At 54.3% G+C, this 24,864-nt stretch carries 19 protein-coding genes; 10 read left to right on the top strand and 9 right to left on the bottom strand.

Going from position 1 to position 24,864, the window contains the following annotated elements:
• The first annotated feature begins 3 nt into the window (after positions 1-3).
• Positions 4-1,449: a DUF1501 domain-containing protein gene (locus ACYVHX_RS12385; RefSeq protein WP_460671958.1), complete on the top strand. Its 1,446-nt coding sequence runs from the start codon at positions 4-6 to the stop codon at positions 1,447-1,449.
• Here ACYVHX_RS12385 and ACYVHX_RS12390 read toward each other — a convergent pair whose 3' ends face one another.
• From ACYVHX_RS12390 to ACYVHX_RS12420, 7 genes are all read right to left on the bottom strand, one after another.
• Entirely contained in the window at positions 1,450-2,244 is a 795-nt protein-coding gene (locus ACYVHX_RS12390; protein ID WP_460671959.1) for a DUF2490 domain-containing protein, read from the bottom strand.
• Positions 2,245-2,428: 184 nt separating this feature from the next.
• Positions 2,429-3,517, bottom strand: a complete 1,089-nt coding sequence (locus ACYVHX_RS12395) for a M20/M25/M40 family metallo-hydrolase (RefSeq protein ID WP_460671960.1) — start codon at positions 3,515-3,517, stop codon at positions 2,429-2,431.
• Between the two features lie 91 nt (positions 3,518-3,608).
• Positions 3,609-5,588, bottom strand: coding sequence for a peptidase associated/transthyretin-like domain-containing protein (locus tag ACYVHX_RS12400; RefSeq protein ID WP_460671961.1), 1,980 nt, complete (start codon positions 5,586-5,588; stop codon positions 3,609-3,611).
• Positions 5,589-5,669: 81 nt separating this feature from the next.
• Complete coding sequence (locus ACYVHX_RS12405) at positions 5,670-6,755, bottom strand: FecR domain-containing protein (RefSeq protein WP_460671962.1); 1,086 nt, start codon at positions 6,753-6,755, stop codon at positions 5,670-5,672.
• Positions 6,756-6,855: 100 nt separating this feature from the next.
• The gene (locus ACYVHX_RS12410; RefSeq protein ID WP_460671963.1) at positions 6,856-7,437 is read right to left on the bottom strand and encodes an RNA polymerase sigma-70 factor; all 582 of its coding nucleotides are present in this window, start codon (positions 7,435-7,437) and stop codon (positions 6,856-6,858) included.
• Between the two features lie 212 nt (positions 7,438-7,649).
• Complete coding sequence (locus ACYVHX_RS12415) at positions 7,650-11,276, bottom strand: toll/interleukin-1 receptor domain-containing protein (RefSeq protein WP_460671964.1); 3,627 nt, start codon at positions 11,274-11,276, stop codon at positions 7,650-7,652.
• A gap of 129 nt (positions 11,277-11,405) precedes the next feature.
• Positions 11,406-12,950, bottom strand: a complete 1,545-nt coding sequence (locus ACYVHX_RS12420) for an acyl-CoA carboxylase subunit beta (protein WP_460671965.1) — start codon at positions 12,948-12,950, stop codon at positions 11,406-11,408.
• Between the two features lie 116 nt (positions 12,951-13,066).
• On the opposite strand from ACYVHX_RS12420, the gene ACYVHX_RS12425 reads away from it, so the two are divergent.
• From ACYVHX_RS12425 to ACYVHX_RS12460, 8 genes are all read left to right on the top strand, one after another.
• Positions 13,067-13,615, top strand: a complete 549-nt coding sequence (locus tag ACYVHX_RS12425; protein WP_460671966.1) for a hypothetical protein — start codon at positions 13,067-13,069, stop codon at positions 13,613-13,615.
• A gap of 11 nt (positions 13,616-13,626) precedes the next feature.
• The gene (locus ACYVHX_RS12430) at positions 13,627-14,385 is read left to right on the top strand and encodes an LVIVD repeat-containing protein (RefSeq protein ID WP_460671967.1); all 759 of its coding nucleotides are present in this window, start codon (positions 13,627-13,629) and stop codon (positions 14,383-14,385) included.
• Complete coding sequence (locus ACYVHX_RS12435; protein WP_460671968.1) at positions 14,385-15,128, top strand: hypothetical protein; 744 nt, start codon at positions 14,385-14,387, stop codon at positions 15,126-15,128. Before ACYVHX_RS12430 ends, ACYVHX_RS12435 begins: the two co-directional genes overlap by 1 nt.
• Positions 15,129-15,318: 190 nt before the next feature.
• On the top strand, positions 15,319-16,356 hold the full coding sequence (gene porQ, locus ACYVHX_RS12440; protein WP_460671969.1) for a type IX secretion system protein PorQ: 1,038 nt from the start codon (positions 15,319-15,321) through the stop codon (positions 16,354-16,356).
• Positions 16,357-16,479: 123 nt separating this feature from the next.
• Positions 16,480-17,877 carry an ATP-dependent protease ATPase subunit HslU gene (gene hslU, locus ACYVHX_RS12445; RefSeq protein ID WP_460671970.1) on the top strand — a complete coding sequence of 466 codons (1,398 nt, stop codon included), beginning with the start codon at positions 16,480-16,482 and terminating at the stop codon, positions 17,875-17,877.
• A gap of 196 nt (positions 17,878-18,073) precedes the next feature.
• Positions 18,074-18,292 carry a hypothetical protein gene (locus ACYVHX_RS12450; RefSeq protein ID WP_460671971.1) on the top strand — a complete coding sequence of 73 codons (219 nt, stop codon included), beginning with the start codon at positions 18,074-18,076 and terminating at the stop codon, positions 18,290-18,292.
• A complete protein-coding gene (locus ACYVHX_RS12455; RefSeq protein WP_460671972.1) occupies positions 18,292-19,197 on the top strand; it encodes a PhzF family phenazine biosynthesis protein in 906 nt (301 codons plus the stop codon). The genes ACYVHX_RS12450 and ACYVHX_RS12455 overlap by 1 nt, the downstream gene beginning before the upstream one ends.
• A gap of 104 nt (positions 19,198-19,301) precedes the next feature.
• A complete protein-coding gene (locus tag ACYVHX_RS12460) occupies positions 19,302-20,867 on the top strand; it encodes a hypothetical protein (protein ID WP_460671973.1) in 1,566 nt (521 codons plus the stop codon).
• A 91-nt stretch (positions 20,868-20,958) separates the two neighbouring features.
• On the opposite strand, the gene ACYVHX_RS12465 is transcribed toward ACYVHX_RS12460, so the two are convergent.
• Positions 20,959-22,485, bottom strand: a complete 1,527-nt coding sequence (locus ACYVHX_RS12465; protein WP_460671974.1) for a DUF5723 family protein — start codon at positions 22,483-22,485, stop codon at positions 20,959-20,961.
• 248 nt (positions 22,486-22,733) lie between these two features.
• Here ACYVHX_RS12465 and ACYVHX_RS12470 point away from each other — a divergent pair, with 248 nt between their 5' ends.
• Positions 22,734-24,218, top strand: a complete 1,485-nt coding sequence (locus tag ACYVHX_RS12470; protein ID WP_460671975.1) for a circularly permuted type 2 ATP-grasp protein — start codon at positions 22,734-22,736, stop codon at positions 24,216-24,218.
• 70 nt (positions 24,219-24,288) lie between these two features.
• On the opposite strand, the gene ACYVHX_RS12475 is transcribed toward ACYVHX_RS12470, so the two are convergent.
• Positions 24,289-24,570, bottom strand: a complete 282-nt coding sequence (locus tag ACYVHX_RS12475) for a hypothetical protein (RefSeq protein ID WP_460671976.1) — start codon at positions 24,568-24,570, stop codon at positions 24,289-24,291.
• Positions 24,571-24,864: the final 294 nt, after the last annotated feature.

Raw genomic sequence — 24,864 nt, forward strand, 5'->3', positions numbered from 1 at the left:
GCCATGACCAACGAGTTGCAAGACCGCATCCACGACCAGATGAGCCGCCGGACCTTTCTGCACAGCAGCGGGTTGGGCCTCGGTGCCGCGGCTCTCTCCGCCTTGCTGCCCCAGCCGGCAGCGGCTGCAACTTCCGATCCGGGCCTGGGTCTGCCCAACTTTCCGGCGAAAGTAAAACGGGTCATTTACCTCTTGCAGAGCGGGGCGCCCTCGCAGTTGGAAACTTTTGATTACAAGCCCAAACTGGAACAATTGTGGGGTCAGAACCTGCCCGAATCCGTCCGGCAGGGGCAGCGACTAACGGGGATGTCGGCGGGGCAAACCTCGTTTCCGCTGGCGGCATCGGTCTACAAATTTGCGCAGTACGGCAAAAGCCGGGCCTGGGTTAGTGAACTGCTGCCGCACCACGCGACGATGGTGGATGAGCTGTGCTTCATCAAGTCGATGCATACCGAGCACATCAACCATGACCCCGCCGTTACCTTCATCCAAACCGGCAACCAGATTGGCGGACGGCCTTCGATGGGTTCGTGGGTGAGTTACGGCCTGGGTTCGGAAAATAAAAATATGCCTGCGTTCGTGGTGTTGCTCTCGCGCGCCCGAAACGGCGACCAACCGCTTTACGCCAAACTGTGGAGCAACGGGTTTATTCCGTCGACGCACCAGGGCGTGGTTTTCCGCTCGGGTCCCGATCCGATCTTTTACCTCAACAACCCCGAAGGCGTCGATAAAACGTCCCGGCGAATGATGCTGGATTACCTGGCCAAATTATCCGAAGATCAGTATAAACACGTCCTCGACCCCGAACTCAACAGCCGGATGCAGCAGTACGAGATGGCGTACCGGATGCAAACGTCGGTACCCGAAACACTCGACCTGTCCAAAGAACCGGATTACATTTTCGATCTGTACGGCCCCGAAAGCCGAAAACCGGGTACGTATGCCGCCAATTGCCTGCTAGCGCGGAAATTAGCCGAGAAGGACGTGCGGTTTATTCAATTGTACCACCAGGGTTGGGACCAGCACGGCAATTTGCCCAAGGACATTAAAATCATGGCCGATTCAGTGGACCGTCCGACGGCGGCTCTGGTGAAAGACCTGAAACAACGGGGGTTGCTGGACGATACGCTGGTGATTTTTGGGGGCGAGTTTGGCCGGACCAACTACTCGCAGGGGAAGCTCACCAAGGATAATTACGGCCGCGATCACCACCCGCGCTGCTTTACGGTCTGGCTGACCGGGGGCGGCATCAAAAAAGGCCTGACTTACGGACAAACCGACGACTTCAGCTATAACATCGTCAAAGAACCCGTCCACGTTCACGATTTGCAGGCCACGATTCTGCACCTGCTGGGCCTCGACCACGAAAAACTGGTGTTTAAATTTCAGGGGCGCCGGTACCGCCTGACCGATGTGGCCGGCAAGGTGGTTAAACCGATTCTGGCCTGATCAATCGGCCTGCGACGGCAGTTTGTTGGACGGACCCGCATTCTTTTTGGTCGCCAGGCGATAGGTCAGCGACAGCAGAATATTGTTCTTCCCCGTCGCCGATTGGGGAGTGAAAATGCCTTTCTCAAAACTGGCCGGACTGTAGTTGGTCTGGTTCACCCAGCCGGTTTGGACAATCCAGTGTTTGTTTAGCTGGTAGCCGATGCCCGCGTAGACCCGGTTTCGCTCGAAGGTGGGCCCTTTCGGATTGAGGAACAATTCGTCGAAAAGGGACAGAAAAACCGTACCGGTCGTGATGGTGGGCTTGTTCAGCGGCACAAATAAATTCAGCCGGTACCGAATCCGGTTGCGGAACGGCGTCGAGCCGTCGCGGTTGGTAAACCAGCGTTGTTCGATGCGGTAGCGGTGTTCAAATTTCAGCCGGGACAGATGCTGATTGACCACCAGTTGCTGCCAGAGCCGTTTTTCTGAATTCAGCGGGCCGTCCGAAAGCTCGCGGTAATCGTAGGTCGCGTATTGACCGCCCGCCAGCGTAAAGGTAAAATGCTGGCTCAGATCGTAGCTGATCCCGCCTTTCAACTCCCGGTAGAAAAATTGCTGAAAAACCGCATTGCTCCGCGCCTGCACTTCGGCAAAACCGCCCCATTTGTCGTCCCCACCCGGCAGCTGCACCGTGCCGAAGAACCAGGAGCCCCAGGGCGTCGAGGGAGTAAGTGACGTCTGAGCGAACGAAAATGACAACGAGAGCAGGAAAAAGCTGACCGTCAGGCCAAAAACGACGCGGAGCCGTTTCATAGATGAGAGAGTGATAACCCTACAAATTTACAATGGCTTAACAAAACCGCCGTCAGGCTTACACAATCTTAACAATTTGATAATAATGACGTAAAGCGGCTGTTTCGATAAAATCTCCAGATTTTTAAAAACGAAAAACCGCCTGTTCCACGGCTGGAACAGGCGGTTTTCAGAAGAAGGTCGATTATTTTAAATACCGGAAATCTTCGTCGCCGTTGACCGCCAGCAGGGTTTCGTAAATCAGTTGAATAACCGCCTGAACATCGTCCATGTGCACGGTTTCGACCGTCGTGTGCATGTATTTCAGCGGGAGTGAAATCAGGGCGGAGGCACTGCCTTCCGCTGCGTACGCAAACGAATCGGTGTCGGTGCCGGTCGAGCGGCTGACGGCTTGGCGCTGGAACGCAATTTCCTTGTCCTGGGCCACCTGAATGATGAAATCCCGCACCTTGTTCTGCACCGCCGGGCCGTAGCAGATCACCGGACCACCGCCCGCTTTCAGGTCGCCCTGCTCCTTCTTGTCGTATTTGGGCGACTGCGTATCGTGCGTCACGTCCGTAATGATGGCCAGGTCCGGTTTCAACCGGCGGGCGATCATTTCGGCACCCCGCAAGCCAATTTCCTCCTGAACCGCGTTGACAATGTACAGCGTGAACGGCAGTTGAACGTTGTTTTCTTTCAGCAAACGCGCCACCTCGGCAATCATAAAACCGCCCATGCGGTTGTCGAGCGCACGGCCCACGTAGTAGCGGTTGTTCAACTCGAACAGCCCGTCGGAAAACGTGCAAACCGTGCCAACGTGGATGCCCATATCGAGCACTTCCTGCTTGGTCTGCGCGCCCACATCGATGAACAGGTCCGTCACTTTCGGGGCGGCATCTTTCGCCAGATCGCGCACGTGAATGGCGGGCCAGCCGAAAACGCCTTTGACGATGCCGTTGGCCGTGTGCAGATCGACGCGCATCGAGGGCGCAATCAGGGCGTCGGAACCGCCGTTGCGCCGGACGTAGAGATAGCCGTCGTCGGAAATAAAATTAACAAACCACGAAATTTCGTCGGAATGGGCCTCAATGACCACCTTATACGGTTTTTGATCGGCCAAATCCGGGCCACCGTTGATGACGCCGACGACGGTGCCGTACGTATCGACAATGTATTCATCAATGTAGGGTCGAAGGTAATCCAGCCAGATTTGCTGCCCCGACGACTCGAAACCCGTGGGCGAGGCATTGTTCAAATAGGCGTAGAGAAAATTCTTACTTGATTCGGTCATTCGATTGGAAAGAATTAAGGTGTTTTTTCAAACCAAACAAAAACGGCCGACAATTCCCACCTTGCCGACCGTTTTTTTGCGTTTGGGTCCGTTACGGATTGCAAATCCGCAGCCCAATCCGGAAACCTGCCCAGCCCGTGGAAAAGGTGTTAAAAATGTTGCTGGAATTGGTAAACAGCGGCACGTCGATCCGGGTGGTCGGTTTGCTGCGGTAATAATCACTCAGGAACAGATTGGCCGACGGCCCGATGGACAGCGCCAGCCGCCGGGAAATTTTTTTCTCGATGCCCATCTCCAGCCGGACGTGGGTGTTCCAGGCGTCCCAGTAATACCGGTCTACGTCGCTCAGCACGCTCCCGGTCAGATCGAAATTCAGCATCCAGCCCCGCCGGAGGTCCACCGCCGTGCCAAACCCGTAGCCCAGGCTCCAGAGCGGCTTCCCGGCCTGACCGAAGTTGGTGCCCCCCGTAAAAATGTTGTAGAATCGGCGAACGCCGGTTTTAAACGTCAGGCTGGTGGTCATCACCTCGTCGGTCGAGATTTCCAGGCGCCGGTAGCCGTTGCGGTGCACGTAACTGAACAAGCCGAAAGGCGTGGTTTCCGACGAACCGGCGATGTTCACAATCGCAAGCTGGTGCCCCCGAACCACGTTCGTAGCGTAGTTCAGAAAACCGCTGATCTGCCAGCCCGTCAGGTCGCCGATGGCAATGTTGGTAAAGCCGGCCAGTTGAAAACCCGACATATTGCCGCCGGTGATGTTACCGTAGCCCGACAACTGAAAACCGTTCATCGAGCGGGCGGCAATGTTGGTAAAACCGGCCAGTTGGAAACCGTTCATCTGGCCCAGCACGATGTTGCCAAAACCGGCCGCCTGAATGCTTTCCGGCATGGCCCCCAGCGTCATGTTGTAAAAACCGGCGGCCTGAATCCCCCGCACCGATCCAATCACCGTATTGCCAAAACCGGCCGCCTGAACACCCAGCACCTCGCCCGCCGAACCATTGAAAAAACCGGCCACCTGAACGCCAGAGACGTCTTTACCCACCACATTCGCAAAACCGGCCACCTGCACGCCCCCCACATTGCCCCGCACCATGTTCAGAAAACCGCCCACTTCCAGCATGGTATTGCCGAGCGAGTAACCGCCTACGAGGTTGAACGAATACTGGTTGATGACCCGGCCGCTCAGGGTGTGGTTCGTGCCGACAAAGGGAAAAAGCGAAAACTGCATATCCCGGTAAATGGTGTCGCCTTCGAGGTTGGCGTCGTGGATGGCCTGCCGGGTCGATGTAAACCAATCGGCAAAATCGTCTTTGGTTTCGGACAGAACCGACTTGCTGCGGTCCCAGATTTTGGCGGCCTGCGAGGGAGAAACCGGGGGCGCGGGGGTCGAATCGACCGGAATGGTGACGGCCACGGGCTGGGCGATGATCACCGTGGGGCGGGTCGTGTCAATCGACACCCGGGCGGTGAGGGGCTGTAAGGCCGTTTGCGATGGCAAAGGCGTCAGTCCAATGTCGAGTTTGTGCGTTTGGCGGGCGTTGATCGAAACGGTTTCCGAGAAATAATATTTCCGGCGTACTTCCAGTTTAACGGACGGAATGGCCGTCGATAATTTGATGCGGTAATAGCCGTACGGATTCGAAACCGTCGATGCCAGCGTGGTTTTTTCGTAAATACTGACCTGACTCACCCTCTCACCCGTTTGCCGGTCCGTGATGTAGCCATCCAGAATAAAGCTTTTGGGCGGTTCGTCGGGAGCTTCCACTTTCTGCAGAATGATGTGGTTACCGCGCGACTTATACGTCATCGTTCCCCGAAAAATCTGGTTCAAAATGGCCCGAACGGAATTGGTCGTCCGCAGGCTCAGCGGGCTGCCCGGATTGATGATGGTGGCGTTGTAAGCAAAGGAAAACTGGGCTTTACTGCTGATGGTTTTCAAGGCGTTATCCAGCCGTTCGTTGGTAAAATCAACCGAAACGACCCGTTCGAGGGGCGGAATCGACTGGGCACTGGCTGAACGCAGCAGACCAAAGCAAATCAGGCACAAAAAGAGACGGATCGGGCACATCGTAACGTGGTACATATGGGGAATGGACACCCAAAAAAGGCGTTACCCCTACGCAGGAAGCATTCAGATTTTGTGCTTGCGTTATTGGCACGGCGGTTTGCCGTCGAGTATCAACCGATCGCCATCCTTCCGAATGTGTAAACCGGTTGTTTCTTCCGTTAATTTCAAAACGAATTCCAGATTTTCGGTTCCGAAACTCATCGTAAACGGACAACGGCCCAGTTGCTCGTTGGCCAGGTGAATGTCAACGTGATACACTTCGTTGAGCGTTTCAATGATTTTGCTCAACGGCTCCACTTCAAAATTGTACTGCCCGGTTCTGAAAGTCATTGCGTTGGCATCTAATTTCAGCGCCCGGATCAGCGTATCGTTCGCGGCTTTAAAGGTCGCCTGTTCGTTTTTGACCAGCGTAACTTCTTTGTCATGCGCCGAAAACTTCACCTTTCCGGTGCGAACCGCCACGCGAACGTCCGGCGAATAGGCCCGAATGCTGAACGAGGTGCCCAGCACCTGAACGGTGGTGTTCCGAACGTGAATCCGGAACGGTTTGGACGGATCGGGTTTTACATCAAAAAAGGCTTCACCCGTCAATTCAACCTCGCGGCTGTTGTCGGCAAACCGTTCGGGATACGTCAGTTTACTGTCCTTATTCAATAAAACCGTGCTGCCATCGGGCAATAGTTTCTCAATTTTCTGGTCTTTCGAAACCGCTGCCAGCTGGGCTACCGGCACCCGCCCGGGTTCTTTCAGGAAAAACCACAACAATCCCGACAGCAAAACCGCCATGGCCGCCACGGCCCAAACCGGCGATTGCCACCAGCTGGCTTTTCGGTGGACGGGCGCGACGGGCAGCGGTTTTACGATGGGTTCCGGGCCGGGCGGTTCCGGAGCGGCCACTTCCGCACCGGGGGCGGAGGCAGTTCGCATTTTGGACCGCATTTTCTGCCAGGCCGCATCGGTATTGACCGGAATCGCGGGGGAGTCGGTTTTGGGCTTGAGTTGACCGGCGGTGTTCCAGATGCGCTCAAACCGGTCAAATTCCTGCCGTTCGGCGTTCTCCTGATTCAGCCAGCGCCGAACCCGCTCCGACTCGGCAGCATCGGTCTCCCCGGCCAGGTATTTGCCCAGCAGGTCGTCGTCGATTCGGTTTTCGGGTTGATCAGGCATTTAATTTTTGTTGACGGTAGACGTTAGGACCTCTGAAAATAGTTAAAAGTAGTTAGACCATTACCCAAATTTATCAATCCTGTCGCCCTTCGCTGTTCGTTTAGTCCATCCAAAATAATAACCACAAAACCGGCAGATAGTCGGCCAGTTCCGTTCGTAAAATACGCAGGGCCTTGCCAATCTGGTTCTCCACGGTTTTGATGGAAAGCCCGAGCTGATCGGCAATTTCCTGGTATTTCAGTTCCTCAAACCGGCTCATCGTAAAGATCAACCGGCACTGTTCGGGCAGGCGCTGAATGGCGGCCTGCAAGCGATCGGACAGCTCGTCGGCCACCAGCGCCTGCATGGGAGCCTCCGCACTGGACTGATACAGTTCTACCTCGTAAGCCGCCTGCTCGCGGTGTTCGGCCTGCACCGACAAATGCCGGATGCGGTTCAGACAGCGGTTGTGTACGGACCTGTACAGGTAGGATTTGAGCGACACCGTAATTTCCAGGCTATCGCGTTTTTCCCAAACGGCCAGAAAAACCGCCTGCACGGCTTCTTCGGCATCATCCCAATCGTGCAGAAACGTGCGGGCATACTGGCACAACGACGCGTAGTGCTGCCGGAACACGGCCTCAAACGCGGGCTCGTTGCCCAGTCGTATCGCATGAATCAGTTCCTGATCGGTCAGTTGCACGTAGTTGCGTCAGTTTATCCGGCAAATCTACTATTCTTTCGCTTAACCCGTATCTACGGCAACCATCGGGAAGACACTCAAACGGATAAATCCCCCTACGAATTGCGTAAATATTTTTCTGAATTGAGAAAAAATTAGCGAGCCGTTCGGAAACAAGGATCTAAAATGGGCTTCAACGGTTGGACAGCGGGCTTCCCGGATTGGGTCAGTACTCAGTTGAACGCATTTTTGATTTTGCCCCAAAACCCTTTCCGGGTGGGTGGTTCATCCGGCTTCGGTTCCTCATCCTTTTTGCTTCCCTGTACTAAGCCACTCTTCATCAGATTTTCTTGTATCTCGTCGGGAAAGTCCTCAAAATGATTCTGAATGATCCGATCCAGCAAATTCGTCACTTTCCTGATCAGAATGTGCTCCATTCCTAAAGCCGGGAACAACACCTTGTAAACTTCAATTAAAAAATAATAGACCTCAAGGTAGGTGTTTTCCTGGTAAAGTAATTCGATGTGATTGCTTAACTCCCCTTCCAATCGCTTCAGAACAGCCTGGGTGTGGGGGTTTTCTTCACCGATGGCCCTACCAAAGACGATGTACGAAAAACCCAGGCTTTGAATTCCCTCCACAATCATGCGCCTTTTTAACTGGGTCATGCCGGTGATTAAATGCAGTTCACCGAAAAAGAAGGTATCTTCCGGAAGATTATTCCCTTTGAGCAATTCGCCGATTTTGAGAAACACCCCGGTTTCCTGCATGCGAAAAGCCATCATTGACGTATTGGGGAAATGGACTCCCTGCTCACGGTAGGTTTTTTCCTGTTGTTCAACCCGCTCCAGCACTTCATCACTGGTATGGTACAAACACATCGTTTTGTACAGTTCAATGTACAGCCCAATCAGCTCCGGATGCGTTTCACCGTACACCTTTTCAAAAATCTGAATCGCTTTTTCGATGGCGTCCAACGCTGCGTTATAATTCCCAGATGTGGTCTCGTAAACGCACAGCTGTCGGTAGCTGTGGGCCAGTTCTGGGGTGTCTGGCCCCATCAGGTCCACCATGATCGCAATGCTTTTTTTGGTGAGGTCAAGGGCGACGTTCAGATCAGCTTCTAAAATAGCGGACAATTTCAGCCAAATAGCGTATAAAAAGGAGTTTTGGAGGCTATACTTTTCAATCTGGAAAGAAGCCTTATTCAGGTTAACCCGGATTTGTTCTTCATCCGCTACCTGGCTGTACGTGGCCGCCAGATTCAGATATTTCGTTGCCAGAACCGGGGCTCCGTCCGGATAAACGGCTTCGATAAGCCGAATGGACTCTTTTTCCTGCTGAATGCTCTCGGCCATCAGACCTTTCCGGGAACACAGGATAGCGTACGTATTTTTCAAATCCGCCAACCCCAGCTTGTGCCGATCGTCGGACAGGTCCTGCTGTTCATAGGCGGGGATGATCCGCCGGCACAATTCAATCCCTTCGTCCCAACGACCACTTTGATAATGCTCATTAACCTGCCGGATTTCTTCTAAAAACCGTTCCTCATTCTCATCCCCGGATGATTTTGGTTTATGTTCCTCGAGCAGTCTTGTCAATCTATTAATTTCCGCTTCACAGCGTTTAATTTCTTCTATTTCACCGGTTTTACGGTACAAATCCTTTAGCTTGTTCAGAACAAAAATCCGGGAATCGAATGTATACAAAACCGCATACAGTTTTTCCAATAGATTTTTAGGTTTAAACACATCCCCGATTTCCAGATAGGCCGCCGAAATGGCGATGATGGCCCCCCAATATTGATAGCCCTGCGTAGGGATTTTGTATTCCAAAAAACTCATCAGCGCGTTGATATCCCGCTGGTGTTCTTTCTTAAACCACAGTTTTTTATTGATCAGATTTTCGCATTTTGTAAAAATATACTGGTAGATATCTTCTTTAAATCGGTGATCCTCTTTTTCGGGCTGGATGCTGGAATGAATAAGCCGATGCATTGCTAAAATACCGGTTTCGGCCGTCGTATTGAGCAACTGAAAGCCCTTCAGTTTTCGGATCGATTTCGCAAAGGTCTCTTCCAGGGTATCCGTGGTCCGGGAGAAATAGGCTACGATTTCCCTGACTTCCGGATCTTCCTCAATGTTTTCAATGGCCGGGAATAATTTCGTTCGCAGCTCGATCACTTCCGCGACGTCGGCATGATCGACAAATAGGGCTTTGCAGGCTAGAAGCGTGGCCAGGTACACATCTTCCAACCACCATTCAGGAATGGAATCGGGCGATAATTCCGTGCAGAATTTCAAAATGAATTTCTGGTGAATGTCAAGATTCAGGAAATATGGTTTCAGTAGTTCACTGAATACTTTCTGATGACTGTTGGCTAAATCAGGACCTTCAGCCCCGGATTTGTCGAGAAACGTGAGGTTTCTGGCTTTTAAGTCGGCATAATACTGCCCATACGTCAAATTCCGATCCCGGCAAAACCAGACGTACGATCCGACAATTTCCAGCGCAATGGGATAGCCGTCCAGGAGTTCGACGATTTTCCGGGCCGCCTGTAATTCTTCCTCGTCGATGAAACTTTTAAATTTAGAGAGGAGACTAATCGATGCCCTTTGATCCAGTTTATCGACATTCAACACCTCCAATCCGATCGATTCAAGGTCTTTTTCGGCCGCCCGCGTCGTTACATAGATATGGATATTATTGGAGGAAGGCAGATAGGTATTTCGTTCGGACCGGCTAAACATAGCCAGTTTTTCCGGATCGAGGTTATCAAACAGAATCAACACTTTGCCGCGTTCATTGAGCTGATGAAGCACGGTTTTGTGAGCCTGATCAAGGTTGGTCATGTGCGTAATATCCAATCCTAAATCCGGCGCTAGCCCAATGATGGCATCCCGCAGGTTGGCCAGCGAAGCGGCCCGGACTAAAAACACCCCTCCGGTGTAGTACGCGTAGTTGATGTGGGCATATTCATAGGCGACCGAGCTTTTGCCAATACCCGGCAAACCCTGAAGGGCCACAATCGTTCCGGTTGCTTTGGTTTGTAAACTCGTCCGTACCTTTCGCAGCAGATCCGTCCGGCCAACGAAATTGGGATTGTGGGGCGGCACTGAGGAATTGAAGGATGCCTTCGAAAGCGCCTGAAGTTCGGACCGAATGATGCGTCGGTCCATCTGGTTATCCAGTTCTTCGAATACCTTATTGATGCTGCGCTCAATGCTTTCTTCCAGCCCTTCTTTCCACCAGTCCCGGATATCACTGAACTGGCGTTTTTTAACGTCTTCTTTCCACGCATCCGACTGCTGAACCATCGTTTCGTATTCCGGAATCGTGATGGTGTACAAAGGTGAAACCGCTTCGCCCACCAGGGCTTTTTCAACTTCCAGATCAACAAAATGCTGCCATTCTTTCTGGCAATACGGACTCCCGAAATAATTGGGCGACAAAACCGCAATCATCACTTTCGATGATTTCAGGGCTTCCAGGATTTTCCGCTCCCAGTCGTCCATGCCCTTAATTTCATCTTTGTCAAGAAATAAACGGAGCGGAAAAGGAGAATACAGCGCGTGGGTTTCCCGGATTTTATCGACGATCTTCTCGACGTACGCCGAGTCTTTACGGGCGTAGCTGATAAAAATATCAAAATCGTCCCGGCGCGAACCGCTCTGATTTAATTTTATTCCCAGCTGCTTTTCATCCTCCGCAAAGCCCTCCTGAATCAGCGCAAACCGCAGCTGTTTTAATACTTCTTCATTGCCATCCAGAAAGTTCAGCAATTCCCGGTTTGACAGATATAGTCGTTTGGTTAACAGCTTTTTTGCCTGCTCAATCAGGTACGTTTTAACAGCCGCCATTTTACGCAAAGTAGGGTTGAAGGATATTCAAAAAATGTCACCTGAAGACAATTTACTGCCCGCCCACACCCACCAATTTCCACTAAAAATGGCTTCGGCTACCGAAAGATACGCGATTTAAACCTTCTTTTACAGCGGAATATTTCCGTGTTTTTTCTTCGGCAAAGTCGCCACTTTATTTTCCAGCATCTGAAACGCCCGAATCAGTTTCTGGCGGGTCTGGTCGGGATAAATAACCTCATCGATGTAGCCCCGATGGGCGGCCCGGTAAGGATTGGCAAACTTCTCGGTGTACTCCTGCACCTTTTCCTGCAACCGCGCCTGCGGGTCGTCGGCTTCGGCAATTTCGCGCTTGAATATAATTTCGGCGGCCCCGCTGGCCCCCATCACGGCAATTTCGGCGGTCGGCCAGGCGTAGTTCAGGTCAGCGCCGATGTGCTTGGAATTCATGACGTCGTAGGCTCCGCCGTAGGCTTTTCGGGTAATGACCGTCACGCGCGGCACCGTGGCTTCACAAAAGGCGTAGAGCAGCTTGGCCCCGTTCGTAATGATGGCGTTCCACTCCTGGTCGGTGCCGGGCAAAAAACCGGGTACGTCCTCCAGCACCAGCAGCGGGATGTTGAAACAATCGCAAAACCGCACAAACCGGGCGGCTTTCGTGCTGGCGTCGATGTCGAGCACCCCGGCCAAAACCGCCGGCTGGTTGCCCACCACGCCAATGCTGCGGCCCGCAATCCGGGCAAAACCGACCACAATGTTTTCGGCAAACGCCTGATGGACCTCGAAAAAACTCCCCGCATCGACCACTTCCCCAATTACCTCGCGCATGTCGTAGGGCTGATTGGGGTTTTCCGGAATAAGCGTATTTAGCGTCGGGCGCTGCTCGTCGGCGGGTTCATAAGCCAGTCGAACGGCCTCATCTTCACAATTTTGCGGAATGTAACTGAGCAATTTTTTGATGTTCTGAATGCACGCCAGTTCGTTCGCACAGGCAAAATGCGTCACCCCGGATTTGGTGCTGTGCGTACTGGCCCCACCCAGCTCCTCCGCCGTCACGGTCTCGTGCGTCACGGTTTTGACCACGTTGGGACCCGTCACGAACATATAGGACGTATTTTCCACCATCAGAATAAAATCCGTAATGGCCGGCGAATAAACCGCCCCTCCCGCGCACGGCCCCATCACCGCCGAAATCTGGGGAATGACGCCGGATGCCAGTGTGTTCCGGTAAAAAATATCGGCATAGCCCGCCAGCGACAACACGCCTTCCTGAATCCGCGCCCCGCCCGAATCGTTCAGGCCAATGACCGGCGCCCCGTTTTTCAGGGCCAGATCCATGATTTTGCAAATCTTCTCGGCGTGGGTTTCCGATAACGCCCCGCCAAAAACCGTAAAGTCCTGCGCAAATACGTACGTCAGCCGCCCGTTAACGGTGCCGTAGCCCGTCACCACGCCGTCGCCGAGGTAATGCTCTTTTTCCAAACCAAAATCCCGCGTGCGGTGCATGACGAATTTGCCGATCTCCTCGAACGAGCCTTCATCGACCAGGAGGGCAATTCGCTCCCGGGCGGTCAGTTTGCCTTTTTTATGTTGGGCGTCGATGCGCTTCTGCCCTCCACCCAGTTCGGCTTCGGCGTTTTTACGGTTCAGGCTGTCGGTTTTGGTAGACTTCATTTCTGCGTCCATGCACGGGTCTGGTTGAGTGTCGTTTGACAAAAATAATTTTTCTTGGCGAATCCAACGGTTTTTGCCCAATTTGTATCATAGTTGCAAAAACCGGCAACTCCTCCATGAAACACGTTTCCTGTTTATCCCTTCCGCAGCGCCTGACCGCTCCGCTCCTTCTGCTGGCGGTTTTGGGCTGCGAAACCAACCGCGACGTTGACGCGGCCCGCCAGGTTCAGGGGCTGCGACCGGTGTATGCGCCGTATGAGGAAGTCAGCGCTATCAAAACGCTGGCTCCGCAGCCGCTGCGGAATCCCGGAAAGATATACATTAAAGGCGGTTTTTTATTCATCAACGAGCCTGGTAAGGGCCTTCATGTCGTCGATAACCGCGATCCGGCCCATCCGCAGAAAATCTCGTTTGTGTCGGTGCCGGGTAACGTCGATATGGCGATCAAAGACCAGGTGCTGTACGTCGATAATACGGTGGATCTGTTGGTGCTCGACATCACCGATCCGCAGAACGTCACGGTTTTGAAACGGGTCAAAGACGCTTACCCCTACCCGTCCTATCCGGAGCAGCGCGGGGTGCAATTCGAATGCGTCGATCCCGAAAAAGGAATGGTGGTCCGCTGGGAAACCGCCACCCTGACCAACCCCAAATGCTACCGCTAACCGCCCATCCCATGAAAAACAATTTCCTTTCTCTTCTGATCGGGCTGGCCGCGCTGACGGGCTGTTCCGAACTGGGCAGCAAAGACAGCGCCAACGTGAGCCCTTCCGGCGGCAGCGGAACCGGCGGTTCGATGGCCCGGTTTGCCGTGGCGGGTAATTACCTGTACGTGGTCAATCACAACAGTTTGCTGGTCTACGACGTGCAGAAAACCGCCGACCCCAATCGCCTGCAAAAAGTGCCGCTGGACTTCGGTGTCGAAACGATTTTTCCGTACAACAACCACCTGTTCATCGGCACGCAAACCGGGATGTACATCATGAACCTGGACAATCCGGCCAGCCCACGCCAAACCGCCCTCTACCGCCACATTTTCAGTTGCGACCCGGTGGTGGCGCAGGGTAATTACGCCTACGTCACGCTGCGGAACGGCACGGCCTGCAACACCGGCCCCAACCGGCTCGAAGTTGTCGATATTTCCAATTTATCGAATCCGGTGCAGGTCAACTCCATTGACATGATCAACCCGCACGGGCTGGGCATCGACGGCAACCTGCTGTTTGTTTCGGAAGGCGACGCGGGTCTGAAGGTGTTTGACGCCACCGATCCGGTCAAGCTGAAACTGATCAAAACCTTCACCGACATTCGCTCGTACGATGTCATTCCGAACCGCTCGGTGTTGATTGTTACCGGAAAAGACGGCATTTTTCAATACCGCTACGATGCCTCGCAACAATTGACGCTGCTCAGTAAACTCCCCGTCGAAAACTGATGACCGCTCGATTCTGGACCGGTTTTCTGGTCTTATTTTTCGTTTCGGGAAACGCCCGGGCGCAATCGTTGCAAACCGACACGCTGCGGCCGGTGCTGGATCATCAGCCGCGCTGGGTCATCAAGGTTGCGCCCCTCGCCCTGTTCGACCCCGACAACACGATTCAGGCGGGTGCCGAACGGCTATTGGGGGGTCGCCGGGGCCGCAGTCGACACGCCGTGCAGGCCGAATTCGGTTACGGCTGGAAGGGCATGAACCTGTATCCGGACCGGCGCGACAATTACCAGAAATTTGAAACCTGGCGCGCGCGGGCCGAATGGCGACGGTATTCGGGGCGGTATCGCAGCTCACGAAAACCGCATTTTGCCGTCCCGCCCATTGGTCGGTATTTTGCCATTGAAACGTTTTTCAAGCAACTCAGCATCCTGGACGAAACGACCATTGGCCGCGAATGCGAAAACGGCAATTGTGCCTATTTCGAACGAGGTACGTTTCCGATGTACCGGACCGTATGGGGAATGCACGCCAAATTCGGCCGGCAATACGTCTTTACGATGCCCAGCGACAACCGGTTTTTGCTGGATTTCTTTGTTGGCCTGGGCTTCCGGAATCTCACCCCCTACCGGTTCACCGCGTCCGCTGCCGACGTTTTTCAGTTTACCAGCTCCGGTTTTTGGCGCGCCCGCTACAGCGGAGTGATTCCCAGCGCCACCCTCGGCATCAAGTTGGGATATGTTTTGTAAGTTTACGGTTGCGGTATTTGGGTTTGGGTTTACAGTATTCGGTATGCGGTTTTCGGTACGGAAATAGCACGGAGTTCGACAAATGCATCGAATCCTTATTAGCTCGTAACTGTGTACCGAAAACCGTAAACGGAAAACCGAAAACTGTAAACCTAAAACCGTATACCGAAAACTGAAAACCCGGCTGTTCTTGAAACGCTCTCTACTCATTTTGTGTCTTCTGAGTTCCGTAGCAGCCATCGCCCAGCCGCCGGGCGGGCAGGACAGTTTTGCTTTTCTCCGGGTTCCGACCAACGCCCGGGTGGCGGCTCTGGGTGGGCTGGCGGCATCGAATACGCAACCACAGGGACAGTTTTTCCTGCAAAATCCCGCCCTGCTCGACTCATCGGCGCACAACCAGCTGACGCTTAGCTTCGTTCCGTATTTCGCCGACACCCGGTTTTATACCCTGCAATACGGTTTGCCCACCAAAGGCAAGGGACACTGGGCCGCCGGGTTGCAGTATTTGAGTTACGGCTCCTTTGAGCAAACCGATCTGCTCGGCAACACCGTCGGTACGTTCACGGCCAACGATTACGCCCTGAGCCTGACTCACGCCCGCACGGAAGGTAATTTTACGCTCGGAGCCACGCTTAAAGCGGTTGGCTCCTCCATCGAAACTTATTCGGCCTTTGCGGTTTTGTTCGACGTAGGCGGCACCTGGAAGCACCCCGAAAAAGAACTGATTTTTGGACTGGTGGCAAAAAATGCCGGTTTTCGGCTGAAAACCACCTTTCCGGGACAAACGCCCGATCTGCCGTTCGATTTGCAGGCGGGTGTAACCGTCAAACCGGAGCATTTGCCCATTCGGGCCACGCTGACCGCCCACCACCTGCACCAGCCCGACATTGTGTACAACGATCCGGCCCTGAATATCACCTACGACCTGGACGGCAACCCGGTTCCAAAAAAGATTGCCGTTCCGGAAAAAGTCGTGCGGCACCTGGCCGTCGGGCTGGAGTTTCTGATTCACCGGAACGTCAATTTACTGGCGGGCTACAACCACCTGCGCCGTCAGGAAGCCCGGTTGGCGACGGGTTCGGGAGCCGCCGGTTTTTCGTTCGGCATAGCGATACAGGCCAAAGGATTTCAGCTCACCTACGCCCGCGCGCTGGCAACCCCCGCCGTGGGCGGCAGCAGCCACCTGACGTTTCGCCTGGATTTAACCCGCATTCTGCCAAAAAAATAATACTACGGGGGCACAAATTGCTATTTCCTACGTTTCTTTGTAAGCAACGCAACCATTGAATTAATACTGAACAATGAATAATGAACGGGCAAATCAGTCCACTTCATTGTTGATTTCCACTTTATGGCAAACCAGGAATTAAAAGACTTGACCCCCCGGCAGATTGTCGCGGAACTGGATCAATACATTATCGGTCAGCACGACGCCAAACGCAATGTGGCAATTGCACTCCGGAACCGCTGGCGCCGGATGAACAGCACCACCGATATGCAGCAGGAAATTACGCCCAACAACATCCTGATGATCGGCGCCACGGGCGTTGGAAAAACCGAGATTGCCCGGCGACTGGCTAAAATTGCCGATGCCCCGTTTACCAAAGTTGAAGCCTCCAAATTTACCGAAGTCGGCTACGTCGGGCGCGATGTCGAAAGCATGGTGCGCGACCTGGTCGAGCAGTCGGTCAACATGGTCAAAGCCGCCAAAAAGGAAATGGTCAAAACCCGGGCGTTGCAGATTGTCGAGGACATGATTCTGGACATTCTGATTCCGCCCATCAAACAGCCGACCGGTTTTGCGCTGGACGAACAAACCAGCAAAAACGAGATTCCCGACTCCGACGCGGAACTGAACGAGCGGACCCGCGAGCGGTTTCGGGAGAAAATCCGCCAGGGCGAAATGGACGACCGGAAAATCGAGATCGACGTCCAGCAAACCGCAGCGCCCAACATCGGTATGATTGGCGGCACCGTCGATGAACTGTCGATGATGAACATTCAGGAGATGATTGGCGGTATGATGCCCCGGCGCGGCAAAAAACGCAAGGTAACCATTGCCGAAGCCAAAAAGATTCTGCTGGAAGAAGAAGCCGCCAAGCTCATCGACATGGACGAGGTGAAGGACGAAGCCATTCGCAAGGCCGAAAATACCGGGATTATTTTCATCGACGAAATCGACAAAATTGCCTCCAGCCGGAGCGGGGGTTCGGGCGGGCCGGATGTCAGCCGCGAGGGCGTTCAGCGGGATATGTTACCGATTGTGGAAGGCAGCACGGTTAATACCAAATACGGCAGCATCAACACGGATTACATTCTGTTCGTGGCCGCCGGAGCCTTCCACGTTTCCAAACCGTCCGATCTGATTCCGGAGTTGCAGGGGCGGTTTCCGATCCGGGTCGAACTGCAAAGTTTGTCGGAGGATGATTTTTTCCAGATTCTGAAAGCGCCCAAAAATGCGCTGACGAAGCAGTACGTGGCCATGCTGGCGGCCGAAAACGTCGAGCTGGCGTTTGAGGAGGATTCCCTTCGTGAAATCGCCCGCATTGCGTTTCAGGTCAATTCGGAAGTCGAAAACATCGGGGCCCGCCGGTTGCAAACCGTCATGAGCCACTTGCTCAACGATTTCATGTTTGATATTCCGGACGTGATCGGCGCCGATTCGCAGGTAGTCATCACCAAAACCATGGTTTCTGATAAGCTGAACTCACTGGTCAAAAACCGGGATCTGAGCCAGTTCATTTTGTAAGCAACCCCGCGTAAAACACCCCCGCCCTCACCCGTAAATTCCTGCGGGTGAGGGCGATTTTATTTGTGGCGCGGCCAGCCGGTCGATTCGAGGTTTAAAAACTGACGTTTCATCCGGCATTCCTGCCAATTGAGCCATTCGGCGATTTCAGGTTCGGGCAACGGATTTCATCTTTGTACCCGTAAACAACGCCCTGATGAAAACCACAACCGTTCTCCTCCGCACCCTCCCGGAAGCCCCGCTCTTTGGACGCAGCGAACACCCCACATCCGCCAGTCCCTGTTTAACATGCCTGCGGGCCAAACTCAGGCCGGCAACTGCCGGTGGCAATGGGCGGTTGTGTGCGGAGCGGAAACCGGCCTTTTCCGGTCCAAAACTAAACACCGAATTTTCCACCCATTCCCCCACCATGTGATGCAAACTTTGTCTATCCCCGTAGTGAATGCGTTTGTCGATGGCGAAAAAGGTGGCAACCCGGCGGGCATTGTTCTCCACGCCGACCGCTTCGACCGGGCTACGAAACAGCACATTGCCGCCCAGGTCGGTTTGTCCGAAACGGCCTTTGTTTCTTCGTCGTCCGTGGCCGATTTCAAACTGGAGTTTTTCACCCCCGTTCGCCAGATTGCCCAATGCGGCCACGCGACCATCGCCACGTTTTCGTACCTGGCCCAGTTGGGCCTGCTGCCGGACATTCGCAGTTCCATGGAAACCGTTGACGGCCCCCGGGCCATTCACCTCGATGGCGATCAGGCTTTTATGGAGCAAACCGCCCCGGTTTTTACCGCCCCGGAAGCTTTGTTTCCCGAAGCCATCACCCAACAGGTTTTCCGGTCGCTGGGCATTTCGGAACCGGATTTGATTGGTGGGCTGTCACCGCTGATTGTCAATACCGGCAATTCCTTCATGGTCGTTCCCCTTCGAGCTTCAGAAACTGTCCGGCAGATCAGGCCGGATTTCGCCGGGATTGCCTCCCTGAGCGAGCGCCTGGGCCTGATCGGGTTTTATCTTTTCGCACCGGATGCCGAGCAGAGCGGGCGCGATGCCGGTGCCCGGATGTTTGCGCCGGCTTACGGGATTCCGGAAGAGGCCGCAACCGGCATGGCGGCCGGACCGCTGGCCTGTTACCTGTATCACCATCTGAAGCTTCAAAAAACAACCTTCCGGATCGAACAGGGTTACCTGATGAATCCGCCCTCGCCGAGTCTGCTGACCGCCCGGCTTCACCTGGAAGCGGACCAAATTACGGGTCTGATGGTCGGCGGCCGGGCCCGTGTATCGCACACGGTTGAGATTGCCCTCGAATCGGTCGGCGTGCTTTAAAAATAGCCGTTTCGCGCCTAGTTTTTTTGTTCGCCGGGAGAATTTCTCCCGGCTTTTTCGGTATTTGCGCTCATCAACTGACAGCACCACCCCGACCCCGTTTCATGAAAACCGACCGGCTAACCCTTGTTTCTCTCGGTTATCTGTATGGCCCGGTCTGCCTGTTTCTGTTTTTCTGGATTCACCGCTTTCTGGCGGTTCCATTGGTGATTCTTCTGGCAATCGGAATTGGAATGTTTGTCCGGCAATCCAGTTCAGCAACCGACTCTTCTCCTTTTTTTTCCGGGAAAGAATGGCTGATTCTGGCCGGCGGGGCTTTGTTCTGGGCGTGGGTGAGCGGCATGGGCGCTTTCGTGCCGCAGTACAGCGATTACGACAAACACAATCTTCTTTTTCACGATCTGATCGCGCGTCCCTGGCCGGTCGTCTACCAGAACCGTCCCTACAACGATCCGTTTTTGTGTTATTACCTGGCCTATTACCTGCCGACCGCAGCCGTTGTCAAAGCGTTTCGGTGGTCGTTTCAGGCCGCCGAATGGGTGTCGCTGCTCTGGGGCTGGCTCGGCATCCTGCTGGCCTTTTGCTGGGCCGCTCGTCTGAGTAAGAAAAACCGGGTCTGGATTGCCGTCGGACTGCCGCTGCTGTCGGGTGTAGAGGTGGCGGTTCGGCTGTTCTGGTCGCTTTATCAGGATTTTCACTGGCAGGTTGCGGCCTGGCTGACGGCGGTTTTCAACAACCGGATTCCGGGCTACACGCGGTACGAAACGCCCCGACTGGCGTTCAGCAATCAAAATTTTTCCCAAAGTCTGGACCCCGCTCCGCTCGTGATGCAGTTGCAGGCCGTGCCGCAACACGCGCTGGGCGGCTGGATCGCCATCGGCTTACTGGTCTACTGGCAGAACCGGCAAGCCCCGACGGCGGCACTGGCGTTTGTCGTAGCGGCCACCTTGCTCTGGTCGCCTTTCGTCAGCATCGGGCTGGGGGTCTGGCTGCTTTTGACGCAGCGAAACCTGTGGGTCCTATCGAGCTGGCTTCACCCGGTTTTTCTGGCCGGTAGTCTGGTCCTAACCGCTGTAATGGGCTGTTTTTACCAGGCGCATTACCCAATTCCGTACGCCGGTTTCATCATCGAAGCCTTCAACAACCCGGACGATGTGGCCTTGTACGTGCTTTTCTGGGGGCTTCAGCTCTGGCTGGGCGTGGTATTGTTTCGCGGGTACAACCGCACAACCGGTGAGAACAACCCGTGGATTAGGCTGGCGTTTTTTGGGGCGATTTCGATTCAGCTTCTCAGTTTGATTTACATGGGCCGCTGGAACGACTTCCAGAACCGGACGATGATTCCGGCGCAACTGGTCTTCTACCTGGCGCTCGCCAACGGTTTTGTCCATTGGCTCCGATCGCCGAAACGCTCCTGGGCGGGCAGGCTCTTCGGTTTGTGGATCCTGATCGGGCTTTACGTACCGCTTCGGGTGGTCGCCTATAAACTCCGGTCCATTCCGATTCGACAGCCCGTCGAGCGAGCCATCAAAACCGCCACGACCAATTTTGGGGAAACCGACCTGAGCCGGATTCGGCCCCACGACGCGGTCGATGCCGACGCCAATTATGCCGTACAGTACATCGGCAAACGGGATTCGTTTTTTTACCGGTATTTGTTTCGCCACTAGTGCTTGACCCAGGAATGGCGGAAAGATAAAACCGCCCAGGTCTTGGAGACCTTGGCGGTTTAAGTTGACCTAATGTTTCAGAAAAACCGGGTTAGCGTCGGCGACCAAAGCGTTTCCAGAAACCGCCTTCCTGCGGGGGAAAGTAGCAGTCGGTCGGGTTGCGGGGGCCCCGGCGAAACAACGGAATAGCCGCTCCGGCGTAGAAATTGGCGCCCCGTGGATTGCCGATATTGGCCAGCCCGCCGAGGTGATCGGTTCCGGCAAAAACCGGCCCCAAACGCAGCGCCAGCCCGATGGTGGCCATCGAATAATTGTCCTGCAACGCCACCGGCACCGACACTTCGACCCAGCGCGACTCCCAACGGGGCACCACGGCCACCATCGAGGGCGTCACCATCGCAATCGCGTTGGCAGGCACTAGGCTCTGCGTCCACAGCACACCGACGTACACCTGCGGCTGCACCCGGTAATCGACGCTGACATTCAGGGCCATCGGCAGACCGGAGCGGTAGGACGTCTGCCGGTCCATCAGGGGCAGATCGAGCACATCGACAATCCGGTTATTGACCTCATCGGGCGTTTTAACCTCCAGAAAGGTTGAACTCGTAATGACCTTGTTTTCAACCGAAACCGGGTACTGGTTAACCATGCTGGGGTTTCGGAACCGGATGCCGCCGATGTCGACCAGCGACGCCGAAATCCGGTACAGGTATTTGTTTTTGGTCGGATCACGGCGCACTTCGCCCTTCTCGCGGTAGGTGAATTTGCGGTAATCGGGCCGGTATTCGTAGGTCATGCCCAGGTCGAAACCCCAGCCGCTTCCGGCGGACTGGTTGCCCAAAAGCCAGCCAAACGACAGACCCGCCTGCTGGTAGGCGGTCTGGTTGGTGTAGCCATACAAGCCGTTGAACTTCCGGATGCGCAGGGCCTGAAAACCGGGTCGGTTGGGGTCGCGGATGATCTGGTGAGTGGCATCCTCGACGCGGAGGTGGGCGTTGTAAAAACTGACGGCCCGTTTGACGGTGACACCCGCTTTCCAGAACTGGTCGTCGTTGTCGAGCAAAACCGCCCCGAAGGTGGCCGCCAGCTCGCCGTAGCCATTGATGTTGGCCATGCCATGCTGGTTTTCATTCAGAATGCGCTGCAACTCAACGATCTGCGTGCCGTAGAGCATTAGCCGGGAGGTTTCTTCGGAGGTGTTGCGGTACGAAATCCCCGTTCGGGCGCGGGTCGAGAAAGCCACCGCAAACCGGTCGCTGAGGGTCAGGAGCGCCGACGGCCCGCGAACTTCCCCACCAAACGTCAGGCGTTTGTCGCGGCCATTCAGCTTTTCTTCCAGGTACCCCGTCCGGCCCAGACTGCGCCCCCGCTCACTCCGGTACTGAGCCGGTATGGTTCCGGTGATGTAATTAACAAATGGAAAAGGCGCTACCCACCGCACATGGTTGTTGGCCGCATACAGGTCCGTACCCGCCAGGTTCAGGTAAAACCGGTACCGGGAATCGACCACGTCCGACGGGTGCCGGTAGAGGGCCTGCGTTCCGGCATAATTGCTGTTGACTATTCCCGTCAGGTACTGGCCCCAGGTGGGCAAAGCGCCACCCAGCCAGGTCAACATTGCGAAGACTCGACCGTATTTCCCTCCCATTCAAGTACTAATAATCATGTGCAAGCCTTTCCTGCGTTGTTAGGCCTTTAAATATACGGTATGTTTGCGGAAATGATGCGTCAATGTGTGAACGGTAAGCCCAAAATTGGATTTCTTTCGGATAAAGAATAAACTATTCTCCTTGAACGCAAACCATAGATAATTTTGTATATTATTGTAATTTTAAGGGTTTATTCGTCAAAAACACCAGCCCACCGATGCAATTTCAATCACAGTCACAGGGAAACCAAACGCAGTCGCAATCACAGGGAAACTCCTTCTCCTTCCAGGACTATAAGACCGATAGTTTCTACGATGAAATGTTTACGGCAGATGGGCAGGTTCGTTCGGGATATGATCAGTTTAAACAGCGGGTGGAGCAACTCAGCCGCGAAGATATGATTGGACGGCAGCACGCTGCGGAGCGCTCGCTGATGTCGATGGGCATCACCTTCAACGTGTATTCGGAGGGCGAAGGCACCGAACGGATCATGCCGATCGACATCATTCCCCGCGTGATTCCGTCGGAAGAATGGAACCGGCTCGAACGCGGGTTGATCCAGCGCATTCAGGCCATCAATATGTTTATCCACGACGTCTATAATGATCAGCGGATTCTGAACGACAACGTGATACCCCGCGACCTGATTGAGTCGAGCAAATCGTTTCTGCCGGCCTGCATGGGCCTGAAACCGCCCAAAGGCATCTGGTGCCACATCACCGGAACCGACCTGATCCGGGGTGACGACGGCCAGTTTATGGTGCTGGAAGACAACCTGCGGTGTCCGTCGGGCGTGTCGTACATGCTCGAAAACCGGGAACTGTCGAAGCAGACGTTTCCGGAAGTGCTGGCGCGGACGGGCGTCCGGCCGGTTTCCGATTACCCGACCCGCCTGTTGCAAATGCTCCAGCACATTGCCGACCGGCCCGATCCGACGGTGGTGGTGCTCACCCCCGGTATTTACAATTCGGCTTATTTTGAGCATTCGTACCTCGCGCAGCAGATGGGCGTTGAACTGGTTGACGCGCGGGACCTGGTGGTTTCGGGCGGCTACGTGAAGATGCGGACGACCAAAGGGTTCCAGACGGTCGATGTGATTTACCGCCGGATCGACGACACCTTTCTCGATCCGCACGTTTTCAATCCGGAGTCGCTGATCGGTATTCCGGGCATTTTTGAAGTCTACAAAAAAGGGCGGGTGGCGCTGGCCAACGCACCGGGCACCGGAGTCGCCGACGATAAGGTCATTTATGCCTACGTGCCGCGCATGATCAAATACTACCTGGACGAAGAAGCGATCATTCCGAACGTGCAGACCTACATTTGCCGCGAGGAAGAAGACTGCAAATACGTGCTGGAAAATATCGAACACCTGGTGGTGAAGGAAGCCAACGAAGCGGGCGGTTACGGGATGCTGATTGGCCCCAAAGCCACCAAAGCCGAACACAAACAGTTCCGGAAAAAGATCAAGGACAACCCGCGGAATTACATCGCCCAACCAACCATTTCGCTTTCGCGGGTGCCAACGATTGTCGGTGATCACACGGAAGGTCGCCACGTCGATTTTCGCCCTTACATCCTGTACGGCGACGGGATTAACGTCATTCCCGGCGGACTAACCCGCGTGGCCCTGCGGAAAGGCTCCCTGGTGGTGAACTCCTCCCAGGGCGGGGGTGGAAAAGACACCTGGGTGTTGTACTGATGGCAAAAAAGAAGGTCTGAAACGGGGAAATAACCGCGGTTTCAGACCTTCTGAAGGATGATAAACTCAATTACCACTCTTTAACGATTCTCGCTTTTTTATCGAGTGCTTTCAATTCTTCTTTTAAAAGTGCATCCAACTCATCTTCATCCTCGGCCGGTGCGTGTTTCCACAGATACCCGTTGGCGCCTAAAAAAATAAAAGCCGCAACCGCGTAAATGACGGCGAACCACGCACGACTGGTCACCGACCAATTGGCGGGATCAGGCTCCCAAAGAACGAATGATGTGCCCAGCCAGATCACAAAAAAACAACTGGCGAGCAGGCTAACTATTCCTTTGAAGTTTTTCATACAGCAATCAAGTAAGAACGTCTGATAATTCGATAAACACTACAGAAATCATGCCTGTGCTATTTTAATTAACGTAGGAAAGCGCAAAAAGTTATTAGACGCGATCGACCAATGAATGCGCATACCGCTTACTACCTTTCGATTCGGGTCAGAACGACCTAGCCCGATTGTTGATGCTCGCCCGCTTTTTTCGGTATGGAATAGTCCTGCGCAGGTGCTCAGGCACCCGGCTCCTATGGCCTGTCCGGAGACCGGCGCAGGCCCAGTTGCGCCGGGGAATTAACTTATCCAGCA

The organism is Larkinella ripae, from assembly GCF_054780775.1.